The following is a 26,493-nucleotide window of genomic DNA, read 5'->3' on the forward strand; positions in this document are numbered from 1 at the left end:
CGAGGAGTCCATACCGACATGAGCGGACAACGCACAGGCTGGCGCCGTGTCATCCCCACCTGGCGCACGGTGCTGGGCACCGGGCTGCTGTTCCTGCTGCTCGTCGTCGGCGGGATGATCGCCGGCTATCTGCTCGTCGGCATCCCGCCGGCCAACAGCGCCGCCAAGGCCCAGAGCAACATCTACCTCTACTCCGACGGCTCCGAGCTGGCCCACGACGGCGAGATCAACCGGCAGAACGTCACCCTCAGCCAGATCCCCCGGCCCGTCCAGCAGGCCGTACTCGCCGCCGAGGACCGGGACTTCTACTCCGAGTCCGCGGTCGACCCCGCCGCGATGGTCCGGGCCGCCTGGAACACCCTGACCGGCAAGGGCAAGCAGTCCGGCTCCACCATCACCCAGCAGTACGTGAAGAACTACTACCTCGGCCAGGAGCAGACCCTCACCCGCAAGGCCAAGGAGTTCTTCATCGCCATCAAGCTGGACCGCGAGGTGAGCAAGGACAACATCCTGGAGGGCTACCTCAACTCCAGCTACTACGGCCGCAACGCCTACGGCATCCAGGCCGCCGCCCGGACCTACTACGGCCGCGACGCGGAAGCGCTGACCACCGCCCAGGGCGCCTATCTCGCGTCCCTCCTCAACGCCCCCAGCGCCTACGACCTCACCGCGCACCCCGAGAACCGGCAGCGGGTGCTGTCGCGCTGGAACTACGTCCTGGACGGCATGGTGACGAAGAAGTGGCTCGCCCCCGCCGAGCGGGCCGCGCTGGAGTTCCCCACGACGAAGCCCGCCAAACCTTCCCCCGGACTCTCCGGTCAGCGCGGCTACCTCGTCGAAGCGGTCAAGAACTACCTCACCGGCCACCACATCCTCGACGAGGACACCCTGCGCGGCGGCGGCTACCGGATCACCACCACCATCAGCAAGAAACGCCAGAACGCCTTCGTCAAGGCGGTCAACACCCGGGTGATGGACCGGCTCGACGACTCCCGGAAGGTCGACCGCTACGTCCGGGCCGGCGGCGCCTCCATCGACCCCGCGAGCGGCCGGGTCGTCGCCCTCTACGGCGGGATCGACTACGCCAAGCAGTACGTCAACGGCGCCACCCGCAACGACTACCAGGTCGGCTCCACGTTCAAGCCGATCGTCTTCGCCTCCGCCGTACAGCACCGCTCCACCACCCAGGACGGCACCCGGATCACCCCGAACACCGTCTACGACGGCACCAACAAGCGGATGACGGTCAGTCACGGCCGCGCCACCGGCTTCGCGCCCGCCAACGAGGACGACCGCTCCTACGGCCCGATCACCGTCACCGAGGCCACCGACAAGTCCGTCAACGCCGTCTACGCCCAGATGGGCATCGACGTCGGCCCCGCCAAGGTCAAGGCCACCGCCGTCGCCCTGGGCATCCCCGCCGACACCCCCAGCCTCGCCTCCTCCCAGGGCGCCGTCTCGCTGGGCACCGCCACCCCCAGCGTCCTGCACATGGCGCAGGCCTACGCCACCCTCGCCGACCACGGCACCCACCGGCCGTACACCCTGGTCGACAAGGTCACCAAGAGCGACGAGGAGATCGAGCTGCCCGAGCGCGAGGAGACCGCCGCCGTCCCGCGGACCGCCGCCGACACCACCACGGCCATCCTGCGCGGCGTCGTCGACGGCGGCACCGGCACCGCGGCCCAGGGCGCCGGGCGGCCCGCGGCCGGCAAGACCGGCACCGCCGAGGAGGACAAGGCTGCCTGGTTCGCGGGCTACACGCCCGAACTCGCCACCGTCGTCGCCGTGCTGGGCCAGAACCCGGAGAGCGCCGCACAGGAGCCCCTGTACGGCGCGGGAGGCCTGTCGCGGGTCAACGGCGGCGACTACCCCGCCCAGATCTGGGCCGACTACACCGCGGCCGCGCTGAACGGACGCCCGGTCCGCGACTTCGACCTGCGACTGGAAGCGGGAGCCGAACCGTCCTCGCCCGAGCCGTCCGGCAGCGATTCGCTGTCACCCGGCGCCTCGGGCACCCCGACGCCCGGCTCGACCGAATCGCCCACCGACCCCGTCCCGCCCACCGTCGCCCCCACCCGGCCGACCGTCGAACCCCCCACCCCGACGCTCCCCACCGAGCCCGGGCCGACCACACCGCCCACGAACGACTTCCCCACGGTGCAGCCGCAGAGCGACGAGCTGGAGCGGCAGATGCAGTGGAGGTGGGACGGATAGCGGCGCGCGCCCGTGCTTTCCCACGGGAGCGCGCCGCGCGTCCGCCGGGCGGGCGTCAGTGCCCCGACGTCGCCTTGAGCCCGACCACCGCCACGAGCAGCAGACAGATGAAGAAGATCCGGGCCGCCGTGGCCGGCTCGCCGAGCACCATCATGCCGACCACCGCCGCACCGGCCGCCCCGATGCCGACCCACACGCCATAGGCGGTACCGATCGGCAGGGTCCGGGCCGCGTACGAGAGCAGCAGCATGCTGGCGACGATGCCCGCGCCGGTGAACACACTGGGCCACAGCCGGGTGAAGCCGTCGGTGTACTTCATACCGATCGACCAGCCGACCTCCAGCAGACCGGCGACCACGATCAGGATCCAGGCCATGACGGCACCTCCGCGAAAGAGCTTCAACAGGGGTGCGTCGTCTTGTCCTGACCCGGTACGGCGCGTCTCGTCGGGTGTCTCCGAGGCTAGCAAAAGGCAGCAGAACGGGCGGTGACCCCGGTCACCGCCCGCTTCCTGGGGCTACAGATACCGCCCGGTGTTCCGTGGGCGACAGCTACCGCCCGGTGTTCCGGGGGCTACAGGTACAGCCCGGTCGAGTCCTCCGCGCCCTCCAGCCGCTCCGCGGCCACCGCATGCAGATCGCGCTCACGCATCAGCACATACGCCACGCCGCGCACCTCGACCTCGGCCCGGTCCTCCGGGTCGTACAGCACCCGGTCCCCGACCTCCACGGTCCGCACGTTCTGCCCGACCGCGACCACCTCGGCCCAGGCCAGGCGACGGCCGACCGCCGCGGTCGCGGGAATGACGATGCCCCCGGTCGAGCGGCGCTCGCCCTCGGGGATGTCCGTCCGGACCAGCACACGGTCGTGCAGCATCCGGATCGGCAGCTTGTCGTGGGTGTCCTTGGCGTTATTCGGGCTCACGGCATGACGGTACCTGCCCGGCGCCGCCCGGCACGCACCGCGGGCCGCCCCGGGCCCGGGGCGGCGCAGACCGCCTAGCCGCGCCGCCTGGCGCGCAGCGTCAGCAGGCCCACCACGGCCACACCGATCAGCGCCACCGGAACGATCCGCTCCAGCCGCGGCGCCCCGTCCTCCGACACCAGCTGCGCCCGCACATCCGTCACCGCGCGATTGGCGGCCACATAGGCCCGCCCCGCCGTACGGTCCACGACGGCAGCCGCCCTCGCCTTGGCGTCATCCATGATCGTCTTCGGGTGCAGCCGCACACCGATCTCGTCGAGCGTGACGGCGAGCTCCTGCCGCCTGCGGATGATGTCCGCCTCGATCTGCGCCGGGGTCCTGGCTTCCGCCACCGCGCTGCCTCCGTCGTCTCGCGCCGCTGCGTACGGGGGCCGGGCACGGGGCCCCGTACGGAACCGGCCACACCACTGACTGCCGATTCGTGATGGACAGTCTGTCAGCTCACACCCCCACGCGCCCCACAGCACCCCCGTTTCGCGCACCCGAGGTGCCCCCGGCACCACTTGGCACCCCGGCTGGCTAATGTCGGGGCGTACGGATCCACCCTAAGGAGAGCCATGAGCGCGCGACTGCAGCCCGGCGACACCGCCCCCGCCTTCACCCTGCCCGACGCGGACGGCAAGCAGGTCTCGCTCGCCGACCACAAGGGCCGCAAGGTCATCGTCTACTTCTACCCGGCCGCCCTGACCCCCGGCTGCACCAAGCAGGCCTGCGACTTCACCGACAACCTCGACTTCCTCGCCGGCCACGGCTACGACGTCATCGGCATCTCCCCCGACAAGCCGGAGAAGCTCGCCAAGTTCCGCGAGAAGGAAGAGCTCAAGGTCACCCTGCTCGGCGACCCCGACAAGGCGGTCCTGGAGGCCTACGGCGCCTTCGGCGAGAAGAAGCTCTACGGCAAGACCGTCACCGGCGTCATCCGCTCCACCGTCATCCTCGACGAGGACGGCAAGGTCGAGCGCGCCCTCTACAACGTCAAGGCCACCGGCCACGTCGCCAAGATCATCAAGGACCTGGGGCTGTAACCGCGAGGTCGGGCACCGCCCGGTCCGGCAGCTCCAGCACGGCCTCGGCGCCGCCCTCCGCGGCGGCGCCGAAGTCCAGCCGCGCACCCAGCACCTCCGCCTGGCCGGCCGCGATCGTCAGCCCCAGCCCGTGCCCGGTGCCCCGCTCCGGCGCGGCCGTACGGAACCGCCGCGGCCCCTCGGCACACAACTCCGCCGGATAGCCCGGACCGTGATCGCGCACCACGATCCGCGAACCGGCCACCACCACCTCGATCGGCGGCTTGCCGTGCTTGGCCGCGTTCGCCAGCAGATTCACCAGCACCCGCTCCACCCGCCGCCGGTCCGTCTCCACGATCCGCGGCTCCCCCTCCACGGTCACCGACACCTCGTCGGCCTCGTCGACCCCGCGCTGCCGCGCCGCCCGCTGCACGATCCCGCGCACCAGCGACGGCAGCTCACAGGCGTCCACATCCGCCCGTTCCACCCCCGCGTCCAGCCGCGACACCTCCAGCAGATCCTCCACCAGCCGCCGCATCGCCTGCGCCCGGTCGCGCACCAGCTCCACCGCCCGCGGCTGCGGCAACAGCTCCGCCGCCGCCACCAGCCCGGCCACCGGCGTCCGCAGCTCATGCGCCACATCCGCGGTGAACTCCCGCTCCGCCTCCACCCGCGCCGCCAGCGACGTCGCCATGTGATGCACACTGCGGCCCAACTCGGCCACCTCGTCACGGCCGTTGCTCGCCAGCGCGTCCGCGTCCGGTGCCGCGCCCGCCGCGATCCGCCGCGCCGCCGCCGCGCTCATCCGCAGCCGCCGCGACAGCCGCTGCGCCACGAACCACGACACCCCCGCCATCAGCGTGACCGTGCCGCACCCCGCGATCAGCAGCGCCCGGTCCAGCGTCACCTGCGCCGGATCGTCATCCGGATACGCCGCCGACACCGACAGCGACCGCGTCGGCGCTCTCCCGTCGCCGCCCCCGACCCCGGTCGCCGCCCACACCCGCGGATCCTCACCACCGCTGACATACGTCCCCGACTGGTTCTGGAACACCGCGTCCCGCAACGGCACCGGCAAGGTCGCATCGTCCAGCTGCGCCCCCAGCGCGAGCGTGCCGTCCCGCTCGTAGATCTGCAGCGCCGAACTCAACCGGTCGTCCTGATACGCCCGCGCCGACCGCTCCCGCTCCGCATCCGCTATGTGGTGCACGGCAAACCCGAGCACCACCACGGCCAGCGCGGTCATACAGGAAATGGCCAGGGCGATCCGGCCTCGAATGCCCATCACGCGAGGTTGTACATCTCCGTCGTGTCACCGAGCGGCGTCGAGCCCTCGTACGTCACCTCAAGACCGGTGAAGGCCAGCGCCCCGCCGATCCGCTCCGGATCACGGAGGCGGAAGGTGGCCGGGAAACCGGCATCCGTGCCCACGCCGGAATCCGTCCTCTCCACCTGCACCACACCCACCCCCAGCGCCTCCCGCTCCCCGTAGTACTTCCACGAGATCGCGGTCGCCACCATCTCCGCATCCTCGCAGGTCAGCGTAATCACATGCGGTTTGGTCTCCGGCTTCCCGCGCCCGCAGTCCCGGACCCCCGGCAGCCCCCCGGACTGCTTGCCGTCGTCCTTCACGTCCTGCACCGCCGAGGTCTTCGGCGCGGCGTCCACCGCCGACGCACGGTCCGACGACTGCCCGAACCACACCCCGCCGGCCGCCAGCGCCGTCACCACGACAAAGGCCGCCAGCGCGGTACGCCCCCGAACCCAGCGGGCCCCTTCGCGGTCCGTCATCACGCTCTCCTCCCGGGGACGACGCCCCGTACCCCCACAGCAAACACGAATGCCGCCCCCCGCGCTGACACTCTCCCGTCCCCGCGACACAGGCTGATTGCTTGAACACTGCAGTGACCACTCGGCTGTGTACCAGTCCTGTAACAAGGCCTGCCGCACCTCTGGCGCACCCCCGCCACGGCCCTGTCACCACCCCGCCCCGGCACTCCGGACGGACCGGCCGCACGTGACATACCTCAATTCATCCGGCCGGAGTGGTTTGGATCCACGCTCCGCTGCGCAGGCGCACCTGTCGTATCCCACCGCGCACCACGCGCTGACCGACCCGAGAGGACCGCCTCGTGCCGACCGGCAGCACCGAAGCCGACCCCGCTCCCGAACAGGACCGGGAAGCGCTCAAGCGCCACCGGGTGCTCTTCCGTGCCGTCGCCCGGCGCAAGAACCCCAAACTGCGGCGCACCGACATCACCGTCACCGACGAACGCGTCGTCAAGCGCGCCGTGAAAGCCGCCGCGCTCGGCAACGCCATGGAATGGTTCGACTTCGGGATCTACAGCTATCTCGCGGTCACCATCGGCAAGGTCTTCTTCCCCGGCGGCAGCGACACCGCCAGCCTGCTGTCGTCCTTCGCGACCTTCGCCGTGGCCTTCCTCGTACGGCCCCTCGGCGGCGCCTACTTCGGCCCCCTCGGCGACCGCATCGGCCGCAAGAAGGTCCTCGCCCTCACCATGATCATGATGGCGCTGGGCACCCTCTGCATCGGGCTGATCCCGTCCTACGCCGCCATCGGCTTCTGGTCGCCCGTCCTGCTCATCCTCTTCCGCCTCGTCCAGGGCTTCTCCACCGGCGGTGAGTACGGCGGCGCCTCCACCTTCATCGCCGAGTACGCCCCCGACAAGAAGCGCGGTTTCTTCGGCAGCTTCCTGGAGATGGGCACCCTCATCGGCTACACCGGCGCCGCCGGCATCGTGCTGCTGCTCAACACCACCCTCGGCGACGAGGCCATGGTCAGCTGGGGCTGGCGCCTGCCGTTCCTGATCGCCGGACCGCTCGGCCTGGTCGGTCTCTACCTGCGGGTCAAGCTCGACGAGACCCCCGCCTTCCAGAAGTTCGAGGCCGCCCAGACCCACGGCGGCGGCAACTCGGCCGTCGAGACCGAGGCGGAGTTCTCCCACCTCTCCGAGAACGCCCCCAAGAAGAAGATCGGCGAGATCTTCACCCAGCAGTGGCCCACCCTCATCCTCTGCATCGCCCTGGTCGGCGCGTACAACATCACCGACTACATGCTGCTGTCGTACATGCCGACCTACCTGACGGACACCCTCCACTACGAGGAGTCCCACGGCCTGCTGATCCTCCTCGGCACCATGGCCGTCCTGATGTGCGTCCTCAGCACCGTCGGCAAACTCAGCGACCGCTACGGCCGCAAGCCCCTGCTGATGACCGGCATGCTCGGCTTCTTCGTCCTCGCGATCCCGGCCTTCCTCCTCGTCAAGCAGGGCAGCGTCCCCGCGGTCTGCGGCGGCATGGCCCTCCTCGGCCTCTCCCTGGTCTGCCTCCTGGGCACCATGTCCGCCGCCCTGCCCGCCCTCTTCCCCACCAACGTCCGCTACGGCTCCCTGTCCATCGGCTACAACCTGGCCGTCTCCCTCTTCGGCGGCACCACCCCCCTGGTGATCACCGCCCTCATGGACGTCTTCGACAAGAACGTGATGGTCCCCGCCTACTACACAATGGGCGCCGCCCTGGTAGGCGTCATCGCCGTCGCCTGCATGAAGGAAACCGCCCAACAGCCCCTCGAAGGCTCCCCACCCTCCGTAGCCACCAAGGAAGAAGCCGTCGAACTCATCGAGGCCCAATCCCCCGAACCGCGCTTCTGACCTGCGCGACACGGCACCGAGGGGCCCCGGGGAATCCGTCCCCGGGGCCCCTCGCCTCTGCGCACCACATGCCGTAACCGACCTTGCGTTCGATCGTTGTTCCGTTCGACGAGCGCACGGGGGCCCGGTGCGCGGAACGAGGGGGAATCATGCCGGTCAGTCCGTACACCCGTGAGCGGCTGGAGGAGGCGGCCGCCTCGTCGCGGACGCTGTCGGAGGCGTTACGCAAACTCGGGGTGGATCCGAAGGGGACATCGCGGCGGTACCTCCATGACCGAATGAGGTCAATGGGCGTAGATACTTCGCACTTCGAGCGTGAAGGGACCCGCTGGACCAAGGAGGTCCTCGAGGATGCCGTGGCGCTGTCGACGAACATGTGCGAGGTATTACGGCGGCTCGGTCTCGACCCCGTAGGCGGTCAGCACACCCACATCAGCCGGCGCATCCAGAGCCTGGGGATCGACACTTCGCACTTTTCTCCGGTCGGCCGGAGGAAAACCACGGCTCGTCGGCGGTACAGCCCCGGGGAGCTGCTCGTGCACGAAGAAAACCCCGGTCGGCGAATGCCGAGCCACCGGCTCAAAGCTGCCCTGCTCGCGCTCGGGGCGGACGAGCGGTGCGCCGTCTGCCGTACCGGGCCCGTCTGGCGCAATCGCCCGCTGCCGCTGGAGGTCGATCACATCGACGGAAACTGGCGTAACAACTGTCGGGAGAATCTGCGGTTTCTGTGCCCCAATTGCCACTCGGCCACGGACACCTACCGGGGGCGCAACAAGGGCATCTGCCCCCGGGACACCGGAGCGTCGCCATGAGCGGCGGCATCCGCTACACCCGGGCGCTGTTGACCGAGGCCGCAAGGCGTTGCACGAACATCGACGAAGTCATCGCGTTCTGCGGCGGCCGCTCCTACCATCAGCTGCGGCGGCATCTGTTCAGGCGCTTCGAGCACTTCGGAATCGATGTATCGCATTTCAAGCCCGTCGCACGGCGCGCCACTCACCTTCGCCGCCCCAGCAGGGACGACCTCCAGAAGGCCGTCAGCGCCTCTTCTTCCATCGCCGCTGCCCTGCGGTATCTGGAGAGGCCCGATAACTCTCGCGGTCGCGCGCTGTTCCATCAGTGGGTATCCGACCACGGCATCGACACGAGTCACTTCCTGGGACAGGCACATATGCGCGGGAGGCCGGGAACCACGCCGGTCAAGGGTCCCGAGCAGATACTCGTGAAGCACTGCGGGAAGCGCCGGACAAGAACCGTGCTGCTACGGCGAGCCCTGCGGCAGGTCGGCGTGCCGGAGGGATGCGCCGAGTGCGGGACAGGCCCCGCATGGTGTGGCAAGCCCATAACTCTGGAGATCGACCACATCAACGGTGACTGGCGTGACGACCGTCAGGAGAATTTGCGGTTTCTCTGCCCCAACTGCCACGCGGTCACCGACACTTGGTGCCGGGGCGGCCGACACCAGCGGTAGACCTCACGCTGCGTCCGGCCAACAAGTACCATGGCCGTGGCAAGCGGCCGTGATGGAATTGGCAGTCATGCTGGCTTTAGGTGCCAGTGGGGTAACACCCGTGAGGGTTCGAGTCCCTCCGGCCGCACACCTCGGATTCGAAGGCCCGGCCCCGCCGAAGCGCGGGGCCGGGCCTTCGCCACTCCTGTACGGGCCGGGTCAGCCCAACAACTCCCGCACCACCGGTGCCAACGCCCGGAAGGCCTGGCCGCGGTGGCTGATGGCGTTCTTTTCGGTGGGGGTCAGTTCGGCGCAGGTACGGGTGTCGCCGAGGGGCTGGAGGATGGGGTCGTAGCCGAAGCCGCCGGTGCCGGAGGGGGTGTGGCGGAGGGTGCCCTTGAGGGTGCCCTCGACGACGCGTTCGGTGCCGTCGGGCAGGGCGAGGGCGGCGGCGCAGGCGAAGTGGGCGCCGCGGTGCTCGTCGGCGATGTCGCCGAGCTGGGCCAGGAGCAGGTCCAGGTTGGCCCGGTCGTCGCCGTGGGTGCCGGCCCAGCGCGCGGAGAAGATGCCGGGCGCGCCGCCGAGGACGTCGACACAGAGGCCGGAGTCGTCGGCGACGGCGGGGCAGCCGGTGGCCTGGGCGAGGGCGTGGGCCTTGAGGAGGGCGTTCTCGGCGAAGGTGACGCCGGTTTCCTTGACGTCGGGGATGTGGGGGTAGGCATCGGCACCGACGAGTTCGATGCCGAGGTCGGCCGCGTCGAGGATGGCGCGGAGTTCACTGACCTTGCCGGCGTTGCGGGTGGCGAGGATGAGGCGGCGGGGGTGAGCGGAGGGTCCGCCGGTGTGAGTCTGCATGGGACCCGATTATCCCGGCTATCCCGGGGTGCAGATCTTGGTCATTTCGCCGGTCCCGTCGACGATCGGCTGGATGTCGGGGGCCTTGTTGTTGTCGAGGTCCTTGCGGGCGGCCTTGATGCCGTCGTTCGTCTTGTCGATGGCCTTGGACAGGTCCGGGTCGCTCGCGTCCTTGCTGAGCTTGCGCAGCTTCGCGTCGATGTCGTCGAGGGCCTGCTGGGTCTTCTGCGGGTCGCTGACGGCGTTGTCCGCGGCCTGCTGGAGCTTGTCGACGGCGCTGACGACGGAGGAGGCGGTGTTGGCGCAGTCCATGGCCTTCTGGACCGCTCCGCAGGCGGAGAGCAGCGGTATCGCGAGGGTGGCGGCGGCGAGCGCGGCGAGTGCGGTGGTGGCGGGGCGACGCTGCGGGCGCGTGCGGTGGGCCATGGCGCGGGGTTCCTTCCCTTGGGGGTGTTCGGGTAAAGGAAGAAACGCGGGGCGGGGTTGTTTTGGTTGCGCGAGTACGCCGACCGTCCGCACCCCCGAACCCCACCGTGAGCCGCGCCCCGTCCGTCGGATGAGGCCGGGTCCGTCAGATGAGGCCGGTCTGGGTGAGCAGCATGGCGAGGGCGACGACGAGGGTCCAGCCGAGGATGTTCTCCAGGAGCCGGGAGTCGTCTCCGGGCCCGCCGGTGCGGGCGCGGGTGCGGGGCGCGGTGGCAGCGGTGGCAGCGGTCGTGGACATGGGTCCACAGTGCGGGTGCCGTGGTGGCTTTTCCAGAGCGGGGGGCGCCATGAGAAAAGGGTCACAGGGGGAGGTTTGCGGGTCCTCCCCCTGTGGTGGGTGGCTTCATGCGGTGGGCGGCGGTGCGCTCCGGGTGTCCGGGGCGCGGGCCGGTGTGCCGCGCCGGGTGCTCAGAGCGTGCGGGCCAGTGCCGCCCGCTGGGCGCCGTCGAGTTCGGCGCAGCCGGCGACGGCGAGGTCGAGGAGGGCGTTGAGTTCGTCGCGGGCGAAGGGTTCGGCCTCGGCGGTGCCCTGGACCTCGACGAAGCGGCCGTCGCCGGTGCAGACGACGTTCATGTCGGTCTCGGCGCGGACGTCCTCTTCGTAGCAGAGGTCGAGGAGGGGGGTCCCGTCGACGATGCCGACGCTGACGGCGGAGACGGTTCCGGTGAGGGGCTTGCGGCCGTGCCGGATGAGCTTCTTGCCCTGGGCCCAGGTGATGGCGTCGGCGAGGGCGACGTAGGCGCCGGTGATGGCGGCGGTGCGGGTGCCGCCGTCGGCCTGGAGGACGTCGCAGTCCAGGACGATGGTGTTTTCGCCGAGGGCCTTGTAGTCGATGACGGCGCGCAGGGAGCGGCCGATGAGGCGGCTGATCTCGTGGGTGCGGCCGCCGATCTTGCCGCGTACGGATTCGCGGTCGCCGCGGGTGTTGGTGGAGCGGGGCAGCATCGAGTATTCGGCGGTGACCCAGCCTTCGCCGGTGCCCTTGCGCCAGCGCGGGACGCCTTCGGTGACGGAGGCGGTGCAGAAGACTTTGGTGTCGCCGAAGGAGATGAGGACGGAGCCTTCGGCGTGCTTGCTCCAGCCGCGTTCGATGGTGACCGGGCGGAGCTGTTCGGGGGTGCGGCCGTCGATGCGAGACATGGCGTAGACCCTATCGGGAACGGCGAGGGCCCCACTCCGGGGCGGTGGACGTCCGGTGCGGGGCCTTCGGGAGTGACCTGGGGTCAGCTCACATCATGTCTTCGATCTCGGCGGCGATGGGGTCGGCGTCGGTGCCGATGACGACCTGGATCGCGGTGCCCATCTTGACGACGCCGTGGGCGCCGGCGGCCTTGAGGGCGGCCTCGTCGACGAGGGAGGAGTCGACGACCTCGGTGCGGAGGCGGGTGATGCAGCCCTCGACCTCTTCGATGTTGTCGAGTCCGCCGAGCCCGGCGACGATCTTCTCAGCCTTGCTGGCCATGTCCACTCCTGCTTGTCTCGGCCGCCGGCGGTCCCGCCGTGCGGTTTTCACACCGTAACGCACGTTCAGCCCAACTATGTGGGCGTTTGTCCGCTGTCTGACGAAGGATGGCGATCACCGGAGTGCGCGCCGGACAGCCGGAAAAACGGCTGCGGCGCGCACCCCTGAGTGGTCTACACCACCAGTATGAGGCAAGCACCAGGGCGGTTGTCGACGGGCCGACCGCCGGGAGGACGGGAATGAGCGCGAACGCGGCGGCGGCACCGAGGAAGAGCTGGGGGGCGCACCTCTACCAGGGCCTGCAGAAGATGGGGCGCAGTCTGCAGTTGCCGATTGCCGTCCTGCCCGCCGCGGGGATTCTCAACCGTCTTGGCCAGCCGGACGTGTTCGGCGAGAAGGGCCTGGGCTGGGACGCCGTCGGCAAGGTGTTCGCGGCCGCGGGCGGTGCGCTGCTGGATTCGGGGCTCGGTCTGCCGCTGCTGTTCTGTATCGGTGTGGCGATCGGTATGGCCAAGAAGTCGGACGGGTCGACGGCGCTGGCGGCGGTGACCGGTTTTCTCGTCTACTTCTCGGTGCTGCACGCGTTCCCGTCCGGTTGTGGCGCGGGCCAGACGTACACCCAGGCCGGCCTGTGGACCGGTGTGTGCCTGGACAGGACGGATACGGTCACGCAGGCGGAGTTCCAGAATCCGGGGGTGTTCGGCGGCATCGTCATGGGATTTCTGTCCGCGTGGCTCTGGCAGCGCTTTCACCGGGTGAAGCTGGTGGACTGGCTGGGGTTCTTCAACGGCCGCCGGCTGGTCCCGATCATCATGGCCTTCGTCGGCCTGGTCTTCGCGGTGCTGTGTCTGTTCGTGTGGCAGCCGATCGGCGATGCGCTGACGAGCTTCAGTGAATGGCTGTCGGGGCTGGGGGAATGGGGCTCGGGGATTTTCGGTGTCGCCAACCGTGCGCTGCTGGTGATCGGCCTGCACCAGTTCCTGAACACCTTCGTCTGGTTCCAGTTCGGCAGTTTCACCAAGCCGGACGGCACGGTCGTCCACGGTGACATCAACCGGTTCCTGGCGGGCGATCCGGATGCGGGGCAGTTCACCACCGGGTTCTTCCCGATCATGATGTTCGCGCTGCCGGCGGCGGCGCTGGCGATCGCGCACTGCGCCAAGCCGCATCGCCGCAAGGAGATCGCGGGCATGATGCTGTCGGTCGGTCTGACGTCGTTCGTGACGGGTGTGACCGAGCCGATCGAGTATTCATTCATGTTCGTCGCGCCGGTGCTGTACGCGATCCATGCGGTGCTGACGGGTGTGTCGATGGCGTTGAGCTGGGCGCTGGGGGTGCACGACAGCTTCAGCTTCTCGGCGGGGCTGATCGACTACGTCATCAACTGGGGGCTGGCGACCAAACCCTGGCTGATCATTCCCATCGGTCTGTGTTTCGCGGCGGTGTATTACGCCCTCTTCCGTTTCGTGATCACGAAATTCAATCTGTCGACGCCCGGCCGCGAGCCGGATGAGGTGGGGGACGCGATGGAGCGGGAGAACGTGAAGTAGGACCCGGCCCGGAACACCCGCCGGGAGCGGCCGCACAGGCCGCCGCCCGGCCTTCCGGGACGCTTTTGCCGGCCCCTGAGTCCACTGACCAGGGGCCGGTCGCCATGTGGTCCACACCACTTGGAAGAATGGATTCCTTTATGTCGGGACTACGTGCTAAGAATGGTCTAAACCACTAGTGGTGTAGACCAAGGTGTAGACCAAGCGCGGGCCGTCCCCCCTTCGAGTGCCCGCCTCACCAGGAGGAATCCGATGAGTTCGGCCACCGCCACGAAGGCGGCTCCCGCGAAGAAGCGGGGCTCCGGCCTGTTCCAGGGCCTGCAGAAGATCGGCCGCAGCCTCCAGCTGCCGATCGCCGTCCTGCCCGCCGCGGGCATCCTCAACCGCCTCGGCCAGCCGGACGTGTTCGGCGAGAAGGGCCTGGGCTGGATCGACGTCAGCAAGGTCTTCGCCGCTGCCGGTGGCGCGGTCTTCGACAATCTGCCGCTGCTCTTCTGCATAGGCGTCGCCATCGGCTTCGCGAAGAAGTCCGATGGCTCGACGGCGCTCGCCGCGCTGGTCGGCTTCCTGGTCTACAGCAATGTCCTCAAGGCGTTCCCGGTCACGGAAGGCCACATCGAGAAGGGCGAGTGGGTCGAGCCGGTCCTCAACAACCCCGGCGTCCTCGGCGGCATCATCATGGGCCTGCTCTCCGCGGTCCTGTGGCAGCGCTACCACCGCAAGAAGCTGGTGGACTGGCTGGGCTTCTTCAACGGCCGCCGGCTGGTCCCGATCATCATGGCCTTCGTGGGCACCGCCGTCGGCGTGCTCTTCCTGCTGATCTGGGAGCCCATCGGCGACGGGATCTCCGCCTTCGGCGAGTGGATGACCGGCCTGGGTGCCGGCGGCGCCGGTCTCTTCGGCCTGATCAACCGCGCGCTGCTGCCAATCGGCATGCACCAGTTCGTCAACACCGTCTCGTGGTTCCAGCTCGGTGACTTCACCGACGCCGCGGGCAAGGTCGCGCACGGCGACATCGGCCGCTTCTTCGCGGGTGACCCGTCCGCCGGCCAGTTCATGTCCGGCTTCTTCCCGATCATGATGTTCGGCCTGCCGGCCGCCGCCCTCGCCATCGCGCACACCGCCCGCCCCGAGCGCCGCAAGGCCGTCCTGGGCATGATGATCTCGCTCGCGCTGACCTCCTTCGTCTGCGGTATCACCGAGCCGATCGAGTTCTCGTTCATGTTCATCGCGCCGGTGCTCTACGCGATCCACGCGGTGCTGACCGCCCTCTCGATGGCCCTCACCTGGGCGCTCGGCGTGCACGACGGCTTCACCTTCTCCGCCGGCTTCATCGACTACGCGCTGAACTGGAGCCTGGCCACCAAGCCCTGGATGATCATCCCGATCGGCCTGGTCTTCGCGGTCGTCTACTACGCGCTGTTCCGCTTCGCGATCACCAAGTTCAACCTCACCACCCCGGGCCGGGAGCCCGAGGAAGAGGTCGAGGACCTGACGAAGGCGTAGCCGCGCCGGCCACGGCACGCACAAGGGCCCCGGAACCGCACCACGGTTCCGGGGCCCTTCGCCGTTGCGCCCGGGCGCGCCGCCCGGCCTCAGATCTCGTAGACCGCGCCCGCCTTGGCGGCCTCGACCGGGCCGTCATAGACCTTCTGTGCGTCGCGGATGCTGATGTCGGCGTCGGTCCACGGCGGGATGTGGGTCAGCACCAGCCGCCCCACGCCGGCCCGCCGGGCGCTCTCGCCGGCCTCCCGGCCGTTGAGGTGCAGATCCGGGATGTCTTCCTTGCCGTACGTGAAGGACGCCTCGCACAGGAAGAAGTCGGCGCCCTCGGCGAGCGACTCCAGCGGCTCGCAGGGTCCGGTGTCCCCGGAGTACGTCAGGGTCCGGCCGCCGTGCTCGATACGGAAGCCGAAGGCCTCCACCGGGTGGCTGACGCGTTCCGTACGGATCGTGAACGGCCCGATGGTGAAGGTGCCGGGGGTCAGGGTGCGGAATTCGAAGACCTCGCTCATCGCGCCGTCGTGCGGCACATCGGCGTGGGCGACGGTCAGCCGCCGCTCGGTGCCGGCCGGCCCATAGACCGGCATCGGCGCACAACGCCCGCCGTCCGGGCGGTAATAGCGGACGACGAAATAGCCGCACAGATCGATGCAGTGGTCCGCATGCAGATGCGACAGGAGTACGGCATCCAGGTCATAGAGGCCGGAGTGGCGCTGCAGCTCGCCCAGGGCGCCGTTGCCCATGTCGAGGAGCAGCCTGAAGCCGTCGGCCTCCAGGAGGTAGCTCGAGCAGGCCGATTCCATGGAAGGGAACGACCCCGAGCATCCGACGACAGTGAGCTTCATACGGGCGTGAACCTCCGTGGGCGGGGGCGGCGGCCGGCTTTTCCATGCGGGGATTCCCGGCGGGGCCCTGCCGGGGTGTTGCCGGGTCCTTGGCGGTCTGTGCGGTGCCCACGAGCGTAAGCCGCAAAAGGTCCTGTGGCTCCTCCAGCGGGGCGAGCTGTGGGCGGAATCACCAGTCTGGGCTGTCGCCCCGTACGCCCGTACGCAGGACCGCTACCGCCGCGGAATGGCGCCTGTCCCCCGCCGTCCGCGGAGTGCCCCCGGCCTTCGGCGCCGGGGGCACTGCCCTAGGCCCAGAGCTGGCCCTGCAGCGTGGCGATGGCCGCCTCGGTCGACTCGGCGGTGTAGACGCCGGTGGAGAGGTACTTCCAGCCGCCGTCGGCGACGACGAAGACGATGTCGGCGCTCTGGCCCGCCTTGACCGCCTTCTTGGCGACACCGATCGCGGCGTGCAGCGCCGCGCCGGTGGAGATGCCCGCGAAGATGCCTTCCTCGGCGAGGAGTTCGCGGGTGCGGCGGACCGCGTCCTCGGAGCCGACCGAGAAGCGGGTGGTGAGCACGGACTCGTCGTAGAGCTCGGGGATGAAGCCCTCGTCGAGGTTGCGCAGACCGTAGACGACGTCGTCGTAGCGCGGTTCGGCGGCGACGATCTGGATGCCCGGGACCTGCTCGCGCAGATAGCGGCCGACGCCCATGAGCGTGCCGGTGGTGCCCAGACCGGCCACGAAGTGGGTGACGGAGGGGAGGTCGGCGAGGATCTCGGGGCCGGTGGTGGCGTAGTGCGCACCGGCGTTGTCGGGGTTGCCGTACTGGTAGAGCATCACCCAGTCGGGGTGCTCGGCGGACAGCTCCTTGGCCACCCGGACGGCGGTGTTGGAGCCGCCGGCCGCGGGCGAGGAGATGATCTCGGCACCCCACATGGCGAGCAGCTCGCGCCGCTCGGACGAGGTGTTCTCCGGCATGACGCACACGATGCGGTAGCCCTTGAGCTTGGCCGCCATGGCGAGCGAGATGCCGGTGTTGCCGCTGGTCGGTTCGAGGATGGTGCAGCCGGGGGTGAGCCGGCCGTCCTTCTCGGCCTGTTCGATCATGTGCAGCGCGGGACGGTCCTTGACCGAGCCCGTGGGGTTGCGGTCCTCCAGCTTCGCCCAGATACGGACGTCGTCAGAGGGTGAGAGGCGCGGGAGGCGGACGAGAGGGGTGTTCCCGACCGCCGCCAGCGGGGAGTCGTAACGCATCAGCGCATGCCGCCGGCCACGGCCGGGAGGATCGTCACGTTGTCGCCGTCGGCGAGCTTGGTGGAGATGCCCTCCAGGAAGCGGACGTCCTCGTCGTTGAGGTAGACGTTCACAAAGCGGCGCAGCTGCTCGCCCTCGACAAGGCGCTCGCGGATGCCGGTGTGCCGGCTGTCCAGGTCGGTGAAGAGGTCGGCGAGGGTCTCTCCGCTGCCCTCGACGGCCTTCTGGCCGTCGGTGTAGGTGCGCAGGATGGTCGGGATTCGGACCTCGATGGCCATGGGAGTGCTCCTGTCGGAGTGCGGTGGCGGATGCTGTGCGTCCCGGTGCACTGCGGTCGGCAGGCCGGGAGGGCGTCGGGTGACGCGAGAAGTGCGGGTGGCGCGCGCCGCGCGCCCGAAGGGGCCGGTCAGGCGCCGGCGCAGCGCGGACAGATGGCGCTGGAAAGGCGGCACAGATCCACGTGCAGCCGTGCGGCTCCGCAGCCGAACGCGCCCAGCAGGGCGGATGCGGAGCGACGCGTGACGAGCGGAGCGAGCAGCAGCATGCCCGGCCTCTTCTCGCTCACGTCGTGGTCAACCATGCGGTCATCGTATCGATTCCCGGTCCGGGTATTGGAACCTCGTCCCATGATGCGGACGATCGGTGTACACCAGGTGGGACGCGCTCAGGAGTACGCCGCCACGACCTCGACTTCTTCCTCCGTGACCTCGCCGTTCACGATCCTGAACGAGCGGAACTGGAAGGGCCCGGCGTCGTCGGTGTCGGCGGTGGATACCAGGACATAGTGGGCATCGGGCTCGTTCGCGTAGGAGATGTCGGTGCGCGAGGGGTAGGCCTCGGTGGCGGTGTGCGAGTGATAGATGATCACCGGCTCCTCGTCCCGGTCGTCCATCTCGCGGTAGAGCTTGAGCAGGTCGGAGGAGTCGAATTCATAGAAGGTGGGCGAGCGGGCGGCGTTCAGCATCGGGATGAACCGCTCGGGGCGGCCGCTGCCTGCCGGGCCCGCGACCACGCCACAGGCCTCGTCGGGGTGGTCCTGGCGGGAGTGCTCGACGATCTGGTCGAAGAGGGCCTTGGTGAGGGTCAGCATGGCGCCAAGAATAGCCAGCGGGCCCGTACGTACCGAAGAGTGGTACTTACGGGCCCGCATGCTGGACAGTCGGGCGGCTCCGCCGACCGTCCGGGGTGCTGCCTCAGCTCTTGGTGTCCTTGGCGGCGGCTTCCTTCGGTGCCCCGCCGGCCGCCAGGGCCGCCGCGTCCCGCCGCTTGATGCAGAGGTAGCCGACGGCCAGGACGAGCGCCCACACGGGCGCCGCGTAGAGCGCGGCCCGGGCGTCCTTGTCGACACCCATCATCACGATCACCATGCCGATGAAGGCCAGCGCGAAGACCGAGGTGAAGGGGCTGCCGGGGGCCTTGAAATCGGACTGCGGCAGCTCACCGCGGTTCGCCTTGGCGCGGTAGCGCAGCTGCGAGGCCAGGATGACGATCCACGCCCACATACCGGAGATGGTGGCGAAGGAGACGACGTAGTTGAACGCCTCACCGGGCCACTTGTAGTTGATGTAGACGCCGAACAGCATCATCGCGACCGAGACGCCGGTGCCCCAGGTGGGCAGGCCGTTCTTGCTGAGCTTGGTGAAGAACTTCGGTCCCTGGCCGTTGAGCGCGAGGTCACGCAGCATCCGGCCGGTGGAGTACATGCCCGAGTTCGCCGAGGAGAGCGCGGCGGTCAGCACGACGAAGTTGACGATGCCGGCACCGGCCGGCAGGCCGATCTGCTGGAAGGCGGCGACGAAGGGGCTGACGCCCGGCTCGAACGCCGTCCAGCTGACGACGGACAGGATGATGATCAGCGCACCGATGTAGAAGAGGCCGATCCGCCACGGCACGGTGTTGATCGCCTTGGGCAGGACCTTCTTGGGGTCGGTCGCCTCGCCCGCGGTGACGCCGACGAGTTCGACGGCGAGGAAGGCGAACATCACGATCTGCAGCGTCATCAGCGTGCCGCCGATGCCCTTGGGGAAGAACCCGCCGTCGGACCACAGGAGGCTGAAGGAGGCGGTGTCACCGGCGTCGGAGAAGCCGAGGGTGATCACGCCGAGGCCGATCAGGATCATGCCGATGATCGCGGTGACCTTGACCATCGAGAACCAGAATTCCAGCTCACCGAAGATCTTCACGGAGATCAGGTTGATACCGAAGAGCGCACACGTGAAGACGAGTGCCGAGGCCCATTGCGGGATGCCCTTGTTCCAGTGCTGCACATACGTGGCGGCGGCGGTCACTTCGGTGATGCCGGTGACGACCCAGAACAGCCAGTACGTCCAGCCGGTCACAAAGCCGATGAACGGGCCGAGGAATTCGCGTCCGTACTCCGAGAAGGAGCCGGAGACGGGCCGGTACATGAGCAGTTCGCCCAGGGCCCGCATGATGAAGAAGATGACCAGCCCGACGATGGCGTAGGCGAGGATGATGCTCGGCCCGGCCATCGAGATCGCCTTGCCGGCCCCGAGAAAGAGGCCGGTACCGATGGCGCCGCCAATGGCGATCATCTGGATCTGACGGTTTCCCAGCCCCCGCTGGTAGCCCTCTTCCGGGGCTTGTCCAGGTGCCTCGCTGCCGTCGTGCTGCTTGTCGACCTGCACAGAGGTCATGAGTGGTGCGCCTTTCTCCATTCCGACCCGGTCTGTCCGGATCGGGTCCCGATCCCCCCGGATGGAGTTCCTGCACGCCGACGGTCGGCCGGCTCAAGCGCTCCCGCAGCGACAGGGGTGGCGTCGCTCACGGCAGGTCGTGAACATTTAACACGCGCCACTGAAGATCGACTAGAGATGGCGTGAACCGAACCACAAGGAAAACAGGACAAGTTGCGCGAACAACGGCAAGCCGCACCACCGCAGTGATGCGATCGTTATCCGGATTTGAGCATCCGCTGAGCGAACACTCGGCGAATTCCAGGGGCGGTACGCCCGGATTTCAGCCCATCAGTGACTCGACGAGAGTCTCCTGAAGCCCGCCGAGCCAGAGGTATGCCATCACCATCGGCTTGCGGGGATCGCTGTCCGGCAGCCGCAGCAGCTCGCCGCCGTCCTCCTCGTCGGTGACTTCAAGCCGCGTACCGATGGCCAGCCTGAGGTCATTGAGCGCCCCCAGCCACTGCCGACACTCGTCGGGCTTCAGCCGCAGCTCCGCGCTGCCGCCCTCGGGCGCCAGGGTGTCCAGCGCGCGGATCAGCGCGAGGGCGTCCTCACGCTTGCGGGAGCGCAGATCGTTCTCGGTGTAGCGGCGGAATTCGGCGGAGGCGGCGCGGACGTCGTCATCGGGGACGAGGTCGGGCCCGCCGTAGGCGTCGGGGAAGAAACGGGCCAGGACCGGGTCGGCGGGCGGCTCGCTGGGCCCGTCGTTGAAGACCGATGCGAGCAGATCGTCGCTCTCGCTCTCCCCGGCCTCCTCGCCCGGACCGATCAGCTCCATCAGCTGGACCGCGAGGCTGCGCAGGATGGAGATCTCGACCTCGTCGAGCAAAACGGCGGCGCCGCCGTCGGGCAGCGGCTCGAAGTGCCCGCTCATCGGCGGTCCTGCTGAAGGGTCGCCCACAGGCCGTAGCCGTGCATCGCCTGCACGTCGCGCTCCATTTCCTCGCGGCTGCCGCTGGAGACCACCGCGCGGCCCTTGTGATGGACGTCGAGCATCAACTGGTGCGCCTTGTCCTTGGAGTAGCCGAAGTACGACTGGAAGACGTACGAGACGTAGCTCATGAGATTGACGGGGTCATTGTGGACGATCGTGACCCACGGGACGTCGGGTTCGGGGACCTCGAAGGGAGCCTCGCTCGACTCGGGACGTTCGATCTCGACCGGGACACTGAGCGTGCAGCGATGCGGCCGGAGCGTGGTCGTGGGTGACGGGTGGGCGCTCACAGGCCCCATGCTGCCACCCGGGGGCGGACGACGCACAAATGCCCCTCGCGCGGGCCGCGTCGGCGAGCCGCACACCGCGCTCGCGGGCGGCCTTTTGTCGCTACCGGAGCACTATCGTCAGAGTGACGAGTAATGGGGGTAGCATCTCCCCCATGAACACAGCAGACCTGGGGCTGCCGGTGGCCGTGCCGTCGACTGCGCTCTTCACCGACCAGTACGAACTCACCATGCTGCAGGCCGCGTTGCGGTCCGGCACCGCGGACCGGCGCTCGGTCTTCGAGGTCTTCACCCGCCGTCTCCCCGAGGGCCGCCGCTACGGCGTGGTCGGCGGCACCGGCCGGGTCCTGGACGCGGTGGAGAACTTCCGCTTCGACGAGACCATCCTCGGCTTCCTGCGCGAGCGCGGCATCCTCGACGAGCCGACCCTGGAGTGGCTGGCCGACTACCGCTTCCGCGGCGACATCTGGGGCTACCCGGAGGGCGAGGTCTACTTCCCCGGCTCCCCCGTGATGCGGGTCGAGGGCACCTTCGCCGAGGCGGTCCTCCTGGAGACGGTGATCCTCTCGATCCTCAACCACGACTCCGCGGTGGCCGCCGCGGCCTCCCGGATGTCGGTGGCGGCCGGCGACCGCCCGCTGATGGAGATGGGCGCCCGCCGCACCCATGAGCTGGCGGCGGTGGCCGCGTCCCGCGCCGCGTACGTCGGCGGCTTCCACACCACCTCCGACCTGGCCGCCGGCTTCCGCTACAACATCCCCACGGTCGGCACCAGCGCCCACGCCTTCACGCTGCTGCACGACACCGAGCGGGACGCCTTCACCGCCCAGGTCGACACCCTCGGCAGCGGCACCACCCTGCTCGTGGACACCTTCGACGTCACCGAGGCGGTGCGCACCGCCGTGGAGGTGGCCGGCCCGGGGCTCGGTGCCGTACGGATCGACTCCGGCGATCTGCTGCTGATCGCCCACCGGGTGCGCCAGCAGCTGGACGAGCTGGGCGCCGGGCGGACCAGGATCGTGGTCACCAGCGATCTGGACGAGTACGCCATCGCCTCGCTGGCCGCCGCCCCGGTGGACGCGTACGGCGTCGGCACCCAGCTGGTGACCGGCAGCGGGCACCCGACCTGCTCGATGGTCTACAAGCTGGTCGCCCGCGCCGACAGCGAGGAGCCCGGCGCGCCACTGCGGCCGGTCGCGAAGAAGTCGATGGGTGCCAAGACCTCGATCGGCGGCCGCAAGTGGGCCGCGCGCCGGGTGGACGCGGAGGGTGTCGCCGAGGCCGAGGTCATCGGCACCGGCCCGGTCCCCGCCGAGCTGGCCGACCGGCAGCTGCTGGTGCCGCTGGTGAGCGCCGGCAAGGTGGTGGCCCGCGAACCGCTGGACGCCGCCCGCGACCGGCACATCGCGGCCCGCGCCACGCTGCCGCTGTCGGCGACCCAGCTCTCCCGCGGTGAGCCCGTGCTGCCCACCGAGTACGTGTGACCGGGCGCCGCTGAGGGGGCGCCCGGTGCCGGGCGGCGGCCGCCGTACGCCGCGCCCGGTATCCGCCGTCCCGCCGGGCTCCGCACCACTCCCGCAATCCCCCTCCAGTGGCTACCCTCGGTCACACCACCACTCGCGCCCCTCCCCGATTCCCAGCCGGAAGGCACGCACCATGCACCGGGCATTGATCGTCGTTGATGTGCAGAACGACTTCTGCGAGGGCGGCAGCCTCGCGGTGGCGGGAGGTGCGGATGTCGCGGCGGCCATCACCGATCTGGTGGGCCAGGCGGCCGGCAGCTGCTACCGCTATGTCGTGGCCTCCCGGGACTACCACATCGACCCCGGCGATCACTTCTCCACCACCCCGGATTACGAGCGCTCCTGGCCGGTGCACTGTGTGGCCGGCACGGAGGGCAGCGGGTTCCACCCCAATTTCGCCCCGGCGCTCGCCTCCGGCGCCGTCGACGCGGTCTTCGACAAGGGCGCCCACACCTCCGCGTACAGCGGTTTCGAGGGCGTGGACGAGAACGGCACCCCGCTCGCGGACTGGCTGCGCGCCCACTCCGTCAGCGAGGTCGATGTGGTCGGTATCGCCACCGACCACTGTGTCCGCGCCACCGCCCTGGACGCGCTCGGCGCCGGGCTGCGTACCCATGTCCTGCTGGACCTGACCGCCGGGGTGGCCGCGCACAGCACCGAGCGGGCGCTGGAGGAGCTGCGCGCGGCGGGCGCCGAGCTGACCGGCAAGCCGGTCCTCATCGACGCCTGACGGGCCCGTCAGGCGGCCGGACGTTCGTTCCCTCCGGCCGGCTCGGCCGCCGCCGGGCGGGCCGGCTGGGGCCGCAGCAGCGCCCGTATCGGATGCCACGACTCGGTGTCGTCCTCCGGGGCCTCGCGCCAGACCAGGCCGTCAGGATGGTGCAGCACGGCCGTGACCTCGTCGGGTGTGGGCGGCTCGGTATTGCCGCGCAGGTAGACGGACCGCAGACCGAGGTTGCGCAGCCTGGTCAGGGCGCGCTGGCGGTTGACGGCATGGACCAGGACCCGCACCCGGCAACCGCAGTCGTACAGGCCCGACCGCGCGCCGTGCGGCGGCCTGGGCAGTGAGAGGGCGACCACCACGCTTCCGCCTGGAAGCCTGATGAATCCACCACCGGACATCGTCATATCTCCCCCGTGAGACTTCGCGTCAACAAGGAACTGTAGAACGCATCTAAACGCTAATCGGCCGTCGCCCGCTAGGGGGCGACGGCCGAACAGCATCTGACCTGCGGTTTTACGTTTTACTTACCGGCAGAGCCGACCTTCAGCGTCACCGTGGAGCCGTCACGGGCCTCCTTGGTGATCTTGATCTGGGTGTGGGTGTCAGGAACGATCACACCGCCGGTCGGGTTCGCCTTGTCGTAGTAGACGCCGCGGTGGTCGTCGAAGAGCGTCACGCCCTTCTTCGAGGTGATCTTCACCGGCTTGCCGTCACGGTGCAGCGTGAGGGCGTCGGTCCGGAAGCGGGTGAAGGTCGAGTCGTAGGACTGGAAGCGGTTGCGCATCAGCTTGCCGTCCGCCCAGCGCTCGGCCTTGGGGTGCGCGTCGACCGGGAGGATCTGCCCGTGGCCCGGGTGCAGACCGACGTTGTTGTCCGCCTGCGAGGTGTCCCACAGCCAGATCAGCACACCGTTCTGGTACGGGAAGTGCTCCACCCAGCCCGGCTTCGCGGTGGTCCAGCCGAAGTTGTACGGGCCGACCTTGAGGGTCTTGTCGTACGACACGTACTGGCGGTTCTCGGCGATGTAGTACTGCGGGTAGTCCTTGGTGAAGGACGCGCCGATGCGCGAGAAGCCCTTGCCGGTCCAGCCGTTGTCGCCGCCCTCGGCGTTGTCGCTGAACAGCGGCTTGCCGTCGGCGACGACGCTGACGGTGTCGGCCGCGAAGCCCTTCTGGGCCGCGCCGCCGTCGGTCTGGTAGCGGAAGCGCAGGTCGATCTTCTTGCCCGCGTAGGCGTCCAGCGGGTAGACGAGGTCCTGGTAGGCGCCCACGGTGCCGGTCAGGGCGGGCTTGTCGCTGCCGTCGCGCGGGATGGCCTTGCCGCCCGCGGTGCCGTCCAGGGCCGTCCAGTCGCTGCCGCCGTCGGTGGAGACCTCGGCGTAGAGGTAGTCGTAGTCCTTCTCGATGTCCCACCAGCCCTTGAGCGTCAGCGACGCCTTGGCCTTACCGGTGAGGTCCACCGGCCGGGACAGGGTGTTCTTGAGGTTGTCGCCCATACCGCTCCACCACTGCTTGGAGCCTTCCGCGGGCTGGACGATGTCGGTCTTGACCGCCTTGGCCGGCAGCTCGACGACCACCGCCTGCTTGTTCTTGGTGTTGTACTCGGCGACGCCCAGCTTGTGGGTGGACTTCTTCGCGGCCTTCGCCTTGCCGTAGTTGAGCCAGCCCAGCTGCAGCTTGTCCCAGGCGCTCATGTCGCCGGGCAGGTCGCCGATGGAGTCCTTGCCGGTGCCGAGCCAGGAGCCGCCCGACATCAGCGACCAGAAGTCCACGGAGGACTCACCGGTGCCGCTGGTGTCGTACTCGTCCGGCAGGCCCAGGTCGTGACCGTACTCGTGGGCGAAGACGCCGAGTCCGCCGTTCTCCGGCTGCATGGTGTAGTCGCCGACCCAGATCCCGGTGTCGCCGATCTGGGCGCCGCCCGCCTTGTTCGCACCGGGACCGGTCTTGCCGGCGTCGGTGCCGTACGCGTACCAGCGGTGCGCCCAGATGGCGTTGGTCTTCTGGACCCCGCCGCCCGCGGACTCGTCCTCACCGGCGTGCACGATCTGGAAGTGGTCGATGTAGCCGTCGGGCTCGTTGAAGTTGCCGTCGCCGTCGTGGTCGTAGCGGTCCCACCGGTCGTACTTGGCGAGGTCCGTCTTGATCTGCGCGTCGGTGCGGCCGGCCGCCTTCTGGTTCTTGGCCCACTGGTTGACGCCGTCGCGGATCAGGTCCCAGGCGCTGGCGCAGTTGGTCTGGCCGCAGTAGTTGGAGCCGTAACGGGCCTCGTTGTAGTCGACCTTGACCCAGTCGGAGACCTCGCCCTCGACGGAGTAGCGGCCCGAGGACTGCTTCTCGTAGTACTTGGCCAGCGACTGCTTCTTCTTGTCGTGCGAGAAGTAGAGGTCCTGGAAGTGCTTCTGGTTGTAGTCCTTCTGCCAGGCCGTGCTGTTGTCCTTCGCACGGTCCGGCTTGGCTATCTGGTTGTGCGCCGGGCCGGGGTCGCCGCCGTACTTCTTCACCGGGGGCTTGGGGCCGTCGCCGTCCGGGTCGAACATCGTGGTGTCGTCGACCTTGTCGCCGAAGTCCACGAGGACGGTGAAGATCCGGTCGGTCTTCTGCCGGGCCAGCTCGACGTACTTGCTCTTGCCGAGCTTGACGACCTGGGAGCCGTTGCGCTCGGTCGCCTTGGCGTCGCCGGCGATGACCTGCTGCAGCGCTTCCTTGCGCTCGGCGGCCTGCCGTTCGCTGAACGGGCCCTTGAGGTCGTGGTCCACGGCCCGCTCGGGAGCCGGGTCCTGACGCTTGGCGACCGGCGACGGCCCCTGCGCGTCGGCCGTCGCCACCCCCGTAGACAAAGCGGCCGCCCCGATCGCGGCAATTGCCGTGGCCAGGGCGGCCGATCTGAACACCCTTCTGCTGTCTCTCACTTGGCGCTGTCCTCCCCATCGAACCGGTCACTGTTCGAGGGCATTCGACCGGAAGTACGATGAAAAAGACAGATCTTGACTTGGGCACGTCAGCGAAGTACGTTACTCGGTCCGCGAGTTGCGGCTATCGGACATCGGGCGACGGCATCG

29 protein-coding genes, 1 tRNA gene and 1 riboswitch are annotated in these 26,493 nt (G+C 69.2%); of the genes, 10 read left to right on the plus strand and 20 right to left on the minus strand.

The features are described from left to right. The first annotated feature begins 18 nt into the window (after window positions 1–18). Entirely contained in the window at window positions 19–2,217 is a 2,199-nt protein-coding gene (locus tag NUT86_RS15795) for a transglycosylase domain-containing protein (protein ID WP_159488144.1), read from the plus strand. A 55-nt stretch (window positions 2,218–2,272) separates the two neighbouring features. Here NUT86_RS15795 and NUT86_RS15800 read toward each other — a convergent pair whose 3' ends face one another. From NUT86_RS15800 to NUT86_RS15810, 3 genes are all read right to left on the minus strand, one after another. After that, the gene (locus NUT86_RS15800; protein WP_018091320.1) at window positions 2,273–2,593 is read right to left on the minus strand and encodes a DMT family transporter; all 321 of its coding nucleotides are present in this window, start codon (window positions 2,591–2,593) and stop codon (window positions 2,273–2,275) included. 31 nt (window positions 2,594–2,624) lie between these two features. Beyond that, window positions 2,625–2,685, minus strand: a riboswitch (guanidine-III (ykkC-III) riboswitch). Window positions 2,686–2,790: 105 nt separating this feature from the next. After that, the gene (locus NUT86_RS15805) at window positions 2,791–3,093 is read right to left on the minus strand and encodes a GroES family chaperonin (RefSeq protein WP_042155576.1); all 303 of its coding nucleotides are present in this window, start codon (window positions 3,091–3,093) and stop codon (window positions 2,791–2,793) included. Between the two features lie 122 nt (window positions 3,094–3,215). Further along, entirely contained in the window at window positions 3,216–3,533 is a 318-nt protein-coding gene (locus tag NUT86_RS15810) for a DUF3618 domain-containing protein (RefSeq protein ID WP_266443000.1), read from the minus strand. A gap of 225 nt (window positions 3,534–3,758) precedes the next feature. On the opposite strand from NUT86_RS15810, the gene bcp reads away from it, so the two are divergent. Further along, window positions 3,759–4,226: a thioredoxin-dependent thiol peroxidase gene (bcp, locus tag NUT86_RS15815; RefSeq protein ID WP_018091317.1), complete on the plus strand. Its 468-nt coding sequence runs from the start codon at window positions 3,759–3,761 to the stop codon at window positions 4,224–4,226. Here the strand turns inward: bcp and NUT86_RS15820 are convergent. Together NUT86_RS15820 and NUT86_RS15825 are read right to left on the minus strand one after the other, a co-directional pair. After that, entirely contained in the window at window positions 4,207–5,490 is a 1,284-nt protein-coding gene (locus NUT86_RS15820) for a sensor histidine kinase (RefSeq protein ID WP_266442997.1), read from the minus strand. The genes bcp and NUT86_RS15820 overlap by 20 nt on opposite strands. Next, window positions 5,490–5,996, minus strand: a complete 507-nt coding sequence (locus tag NUT86_RS15825; RefSeq protein WP_018091315.1) for a hypothetical protein — start codon at window positions 5,994–5,996, stop codon at window positions 5,490–5,492. Before NUT86_RS15825 ends, NUT86_RS15820 begins: the two co-directional genes overlap by 1 nt. Window positions 5,997–6,337: 341 nt before the next feature. Here NUT86_RS15825 and NUT86_RS15830 point away from each other — a divergent pair, with 341 nt between their 5' ends. The 4 genes from NUT86_RS15830 to NUT86_RS15845 all read left to right on the plus strand — a co-directional run bounded on the left by NUT86_RS15830 (window position 6,338) and on the right by NUT86_RS15845 (window position 9,474). Next, window positions 6,338–7,876, plus strand: a complete 1,539-nt coding sequence (locus NUT86_RS15830) for an MFS transporter (RefSeq protein WP_093646465.1) — start codon at window positions 6,338–6,340, stop codon at window positions 7,874–7,876. A 149-nt stretch (window positions 7,877–8,025) separates the two neighbouring features. Next, window positions 8,026–8,688, plus strand: a complete 663-nt coding sequence (locus NUT86_RS15835) for an HNH endonuclease signature motif containing protein (protein ID WP_159488143.1) — start codon at window positions 8,026–8,028, stop codon at window positions 8,686–8,688. Continuing rightward, window positions 8,685–9,347, plus strand: a complete 663-nt coding sequence (locus NUT86_RS15840; RefSeq protein ID WP_159488142.1) for an HNH endonuclease — start codon at window positions 8,685–8,687, stop codon at window positions 9,345–9,347. The genes NUT86_RS15835 and NUT86_RS15840 overlap by 4 nt, the downstream gene beginning before the upstream one ends. 43 nt (window positions 9,348–9,390) lie before the next feature. Next, window positions 9,391–9,474, plus strand: a tRNA-Leu gene (locus tag NUT86_RS15845). Between the two features lie 71 nt (window positions 9,475–9,545). On the opposite strand, the gene rdgB is transcribed toward NUT86_RS15845, so the two are convergent. From rdgB to NUT86_RS15870, 5 genes are all read right to left on the minus strand, one after another. Next, window positions 9,546–10,181 (minus strand): RdgB/HAM1 family non-canonical purine NTP pyrophosphatase, encoded by a 636-nt coding sequence (gene rdgB / locus NUT86_RS15850; protein WP_093646470.1) that lies wholly within the window; start codon window positions 10,179–10,181, stop codon window positions 9,546–9,548. A gap of 18 nt (window positions 10,182–10,199) precedes the next feature. Continuing rightward, the gene (locus NUT86_RS15855) at window positions 10,200–10,607 is read right to left on the minus strand and encodes a hypothetical protein (protein WP_266442987.1); all 408 of its coding nucleotides are present in this window, start codon (window positions 10,605–10,607) and stop codon (window positions 10,200–10,202) included. 145 nt (window positions 10,608–10,752) lie between these two features. Continuing rightward, window positions 10,753–10,905: an SCO1431 family membrane protein gene (locus NUT86_RS15860; RefSeq protein WP_266442984.1), complete on the minus strand. Its 153-nt coding sequence runs from the start codon at window positions 10,903–10,905 to the stop codon at window positions 10,753–10,755. Window positions 10,906–11,075: 170 nt separating this feature from the next. Next, window positions 11,076–11,807 (minus strand): ribonuclease PH, encoded by a 732-nt coding sequence (gene rph, locus NUT86_RS15865; protein ID WP_018091308.1) that lies wholly within the window; start codon window positions 11,805–11,807, stop codon window positions 11,076–11,078. Window positions 11,808–11,895: 88 nt separating this feature from the next. Next, window positions 11,896–12,135 carry a glucose PTS transporter subunit EIIB gene (locus NUT86_RS15870; protein ID WP_208683897.1) on the minus strand — a complete coding sequence of 80 codons (240 nt, stop codon included), beginning with the start codon at window positions 12,133–12,135 and terminating at the stop codon, window positions 11,896–11,898. 233 nt (window positions 12,136–12,368) lie between these two features. Between NUT86_RS15870 and NUT86_RS15875 the strand changes: the two genes are divergently transcribed. Then, on the plus strand, window positions 12,369–13,679 hold the full coding sequence (locus tag NUT86_RS15875; RefSeq protein WP_159489383.1) for a PTS transporter subunit EIIC: 1,311 nt from the start codon (window positions 12,369–12,371) through the stop codon (window positions 13,677–13,679). A 252-nt stretch (window positions 13,680–13,931) separates the two neighbouring features. After that, window positions 13,932–15,185, plus strand: a complete 1,254-nt coding sequence (locus tag NUT86_RS15880) for a PTS transporter subunit EIIC (RefSeq protein WP_018091305.1) — start codon at window positions 13,932–13,934, stop codon at window positions 15,183–15,185. An 89-nt stretch (window positions 15,186–15,274) separates the two neighbouring features. On the opposite strand, the gene NUT86_RS15885 is transcribed toward NUT86_RS15880, so the two are convergent. The 8 genes from NUT86_RS15885 to clpS form a co-directional block, all read right to left on the minus strand. Continuing rightward, window positions 15,275–16,027: an MBL fold metallo-hydrolase gene (locus tag NUT86_RS15885; RefSeq protein ID WP_018091304.1), complete on the minus strand. Its 753-nt coding sequence runs from the start codon at window positions 16,025–16,027 to the stop codon at window positions 15,275–15,277. Between the two features lie 287 nt (window positions 16,028–16,314). Then, complete coding sequence (locus NUT86_RS15890; protein WP_026169916.1) at window positions 16,315–17,265, minus strand: PLP-dependent cysteine synthase family protein; 951 nt, start codon at window positions 17,263–17,265, stop codon at window positions 16,315–16,317. Beyond that, window positions 17,265–17,543: a MoaD/ThiS family protein gene (locus NUT86_RS15895; RefSeq protein WP_109890030.1), complete on the minus strand. Its 279-nt coding sequence runs from the start codon at window positions 17,541–17,543 to the stop codon at window positions 17,265–17,267. Before NUT86_RS15895 ends, NUT86_RS15890 begins: the two co-directional genes overlap by 1 nt. A gap of 128 nt (window positions 17,544–17,671) precedes the next feature. After that, window positions 17,672–17,845: a putative leader peptide gene (locus NUT86_RS15900; RefSeq protein WP_342456245.1), complete on the minus strand. Its 174-nt coding sequence runs from the start codon at window positions 17,843–17,845 to the stop codon at window positions 17,672–17,674. A gap of 84 nt (window positions 17,846–17,929) precedes the next feature. Continuing rightward, window positions 17,930–18,355: a Mov34/MPN/PAD-1 family protein gene (locus NUT86_RS15905; RefSeq protein WP_159488140.1), complete on the minus strand. Its 426-nt coding sequence runs from the start codon at window positions 18,353–18,355 to the stop codon at window positions 17,930–17,932. Window positions 18,356–18,458: 103 nt separating this feature from the next. After that, entirely contained in the window at window positions 18,459–19,922 is a 1,464-nt protein-coding gene (locus NUT86_RS15910) for an amino acid permease (RefSeq protein WP_159488139.1), read from the minus strand. A 322-nt stretch (window positions 19,923–20,244) separates the two neighbouring features. Then, window positions 20,245–20,838 carry a DUF2017 domain-containing protein gene (locus tag NUT86_RS15915; protein ID WP_018091298.1) on the minus strand — a complete coding sequence of 198 codons (594 nt, stop codon included), beginning with the start codon at window positions 20,836–20,838 and terminating at the stop codon, window positions 20,245–20,247. Then, window positions 20,835–21,188 carry an ATP-dependent Clp protease adapter ClpS gene (gene clpS, locus NUT86_RS15920; protein WP_018091297.1) on the minus strand — a complete coding sequence of 118 codons (354 nt, stop codon included), beginning with the start codon at window positions 21,186–21,188 and terminating at the stop codon, window positions 20,835–20,837. The genes NUT86_RS15915 and clpS overlap by 4 nt, the downstream gene beginning before the upstream one ends. Before the next feature lie 152 nt (window positions 21,189–21,340). On the opposite strand from clpS, the gene NUT86_RS15925 reads away from it, so the two are divergent. After that, window positions 21,341–22,669, plus strand: a complete 1,329-nt coding sequence (locus tag NUT86_RS15925) for a nicotinate phosphoribosyltransferase (RefSeq protein WP_109890034.1) — start codon at window positions 21,341–21,343, stop codon at window positions 22,667–22,669. Window positions 22,670–22,841: 172 nt separating this feature from the next. Further along, window positions 22,842–23,438: an isochorismatase family protein gene (locus tag NUT86_RS15930; RefSeq protein WP_018091295.1), complete on the plus strand. Its 597-nt coding sequence runs from the start codon at window positions 22,842–22,844 to the stop codon at window positions 23,436–23,438. 8 nt (window positions 23,439–23,446) lie between these two features. Here the strand turns inward: NUT86_RS15930 and NUT86_RS15935 are convergent, their stop codons facing one another. Both NUT86_RS15935 and NUT86_RS15940 read right to left on the minus strand, forming a co-directional pair. After that, a complete protein-coding gene (locus NUT86_RS15935; RefSeq protein WP_051104197.1) occupies window positions 23,447–23,830 on the minus strand; it encodes a hypothetical protein in 384 nt (127 codons plus the stop codon). Window positions 23,831–23,952: 122 nt separating this feature from the next. Next, window positions 23,953–26,343 (minus strand): immune inhibitor A domain-containing protein, encoded by a 2,391-nt coding sequence (locus NUT86_RS15940; protein ID WP_026169914.1) that lies wholly within the window; start codon window positions 26,341–26,343, stop codon window positions 23,953–23,955. Between the last annotated feature and the right edge of the window lie 150 nt (window positions 26,344–26,493).

Source organism: Streptomyces sp. G7(2002) (assembly GCF_028870195.1).
GTDB lineage: Bacteria > Actinomycetota > Actinomycetes > Streptomycetales > Streptomycetaceae > Streptomyces > Streptomyces nigrescens.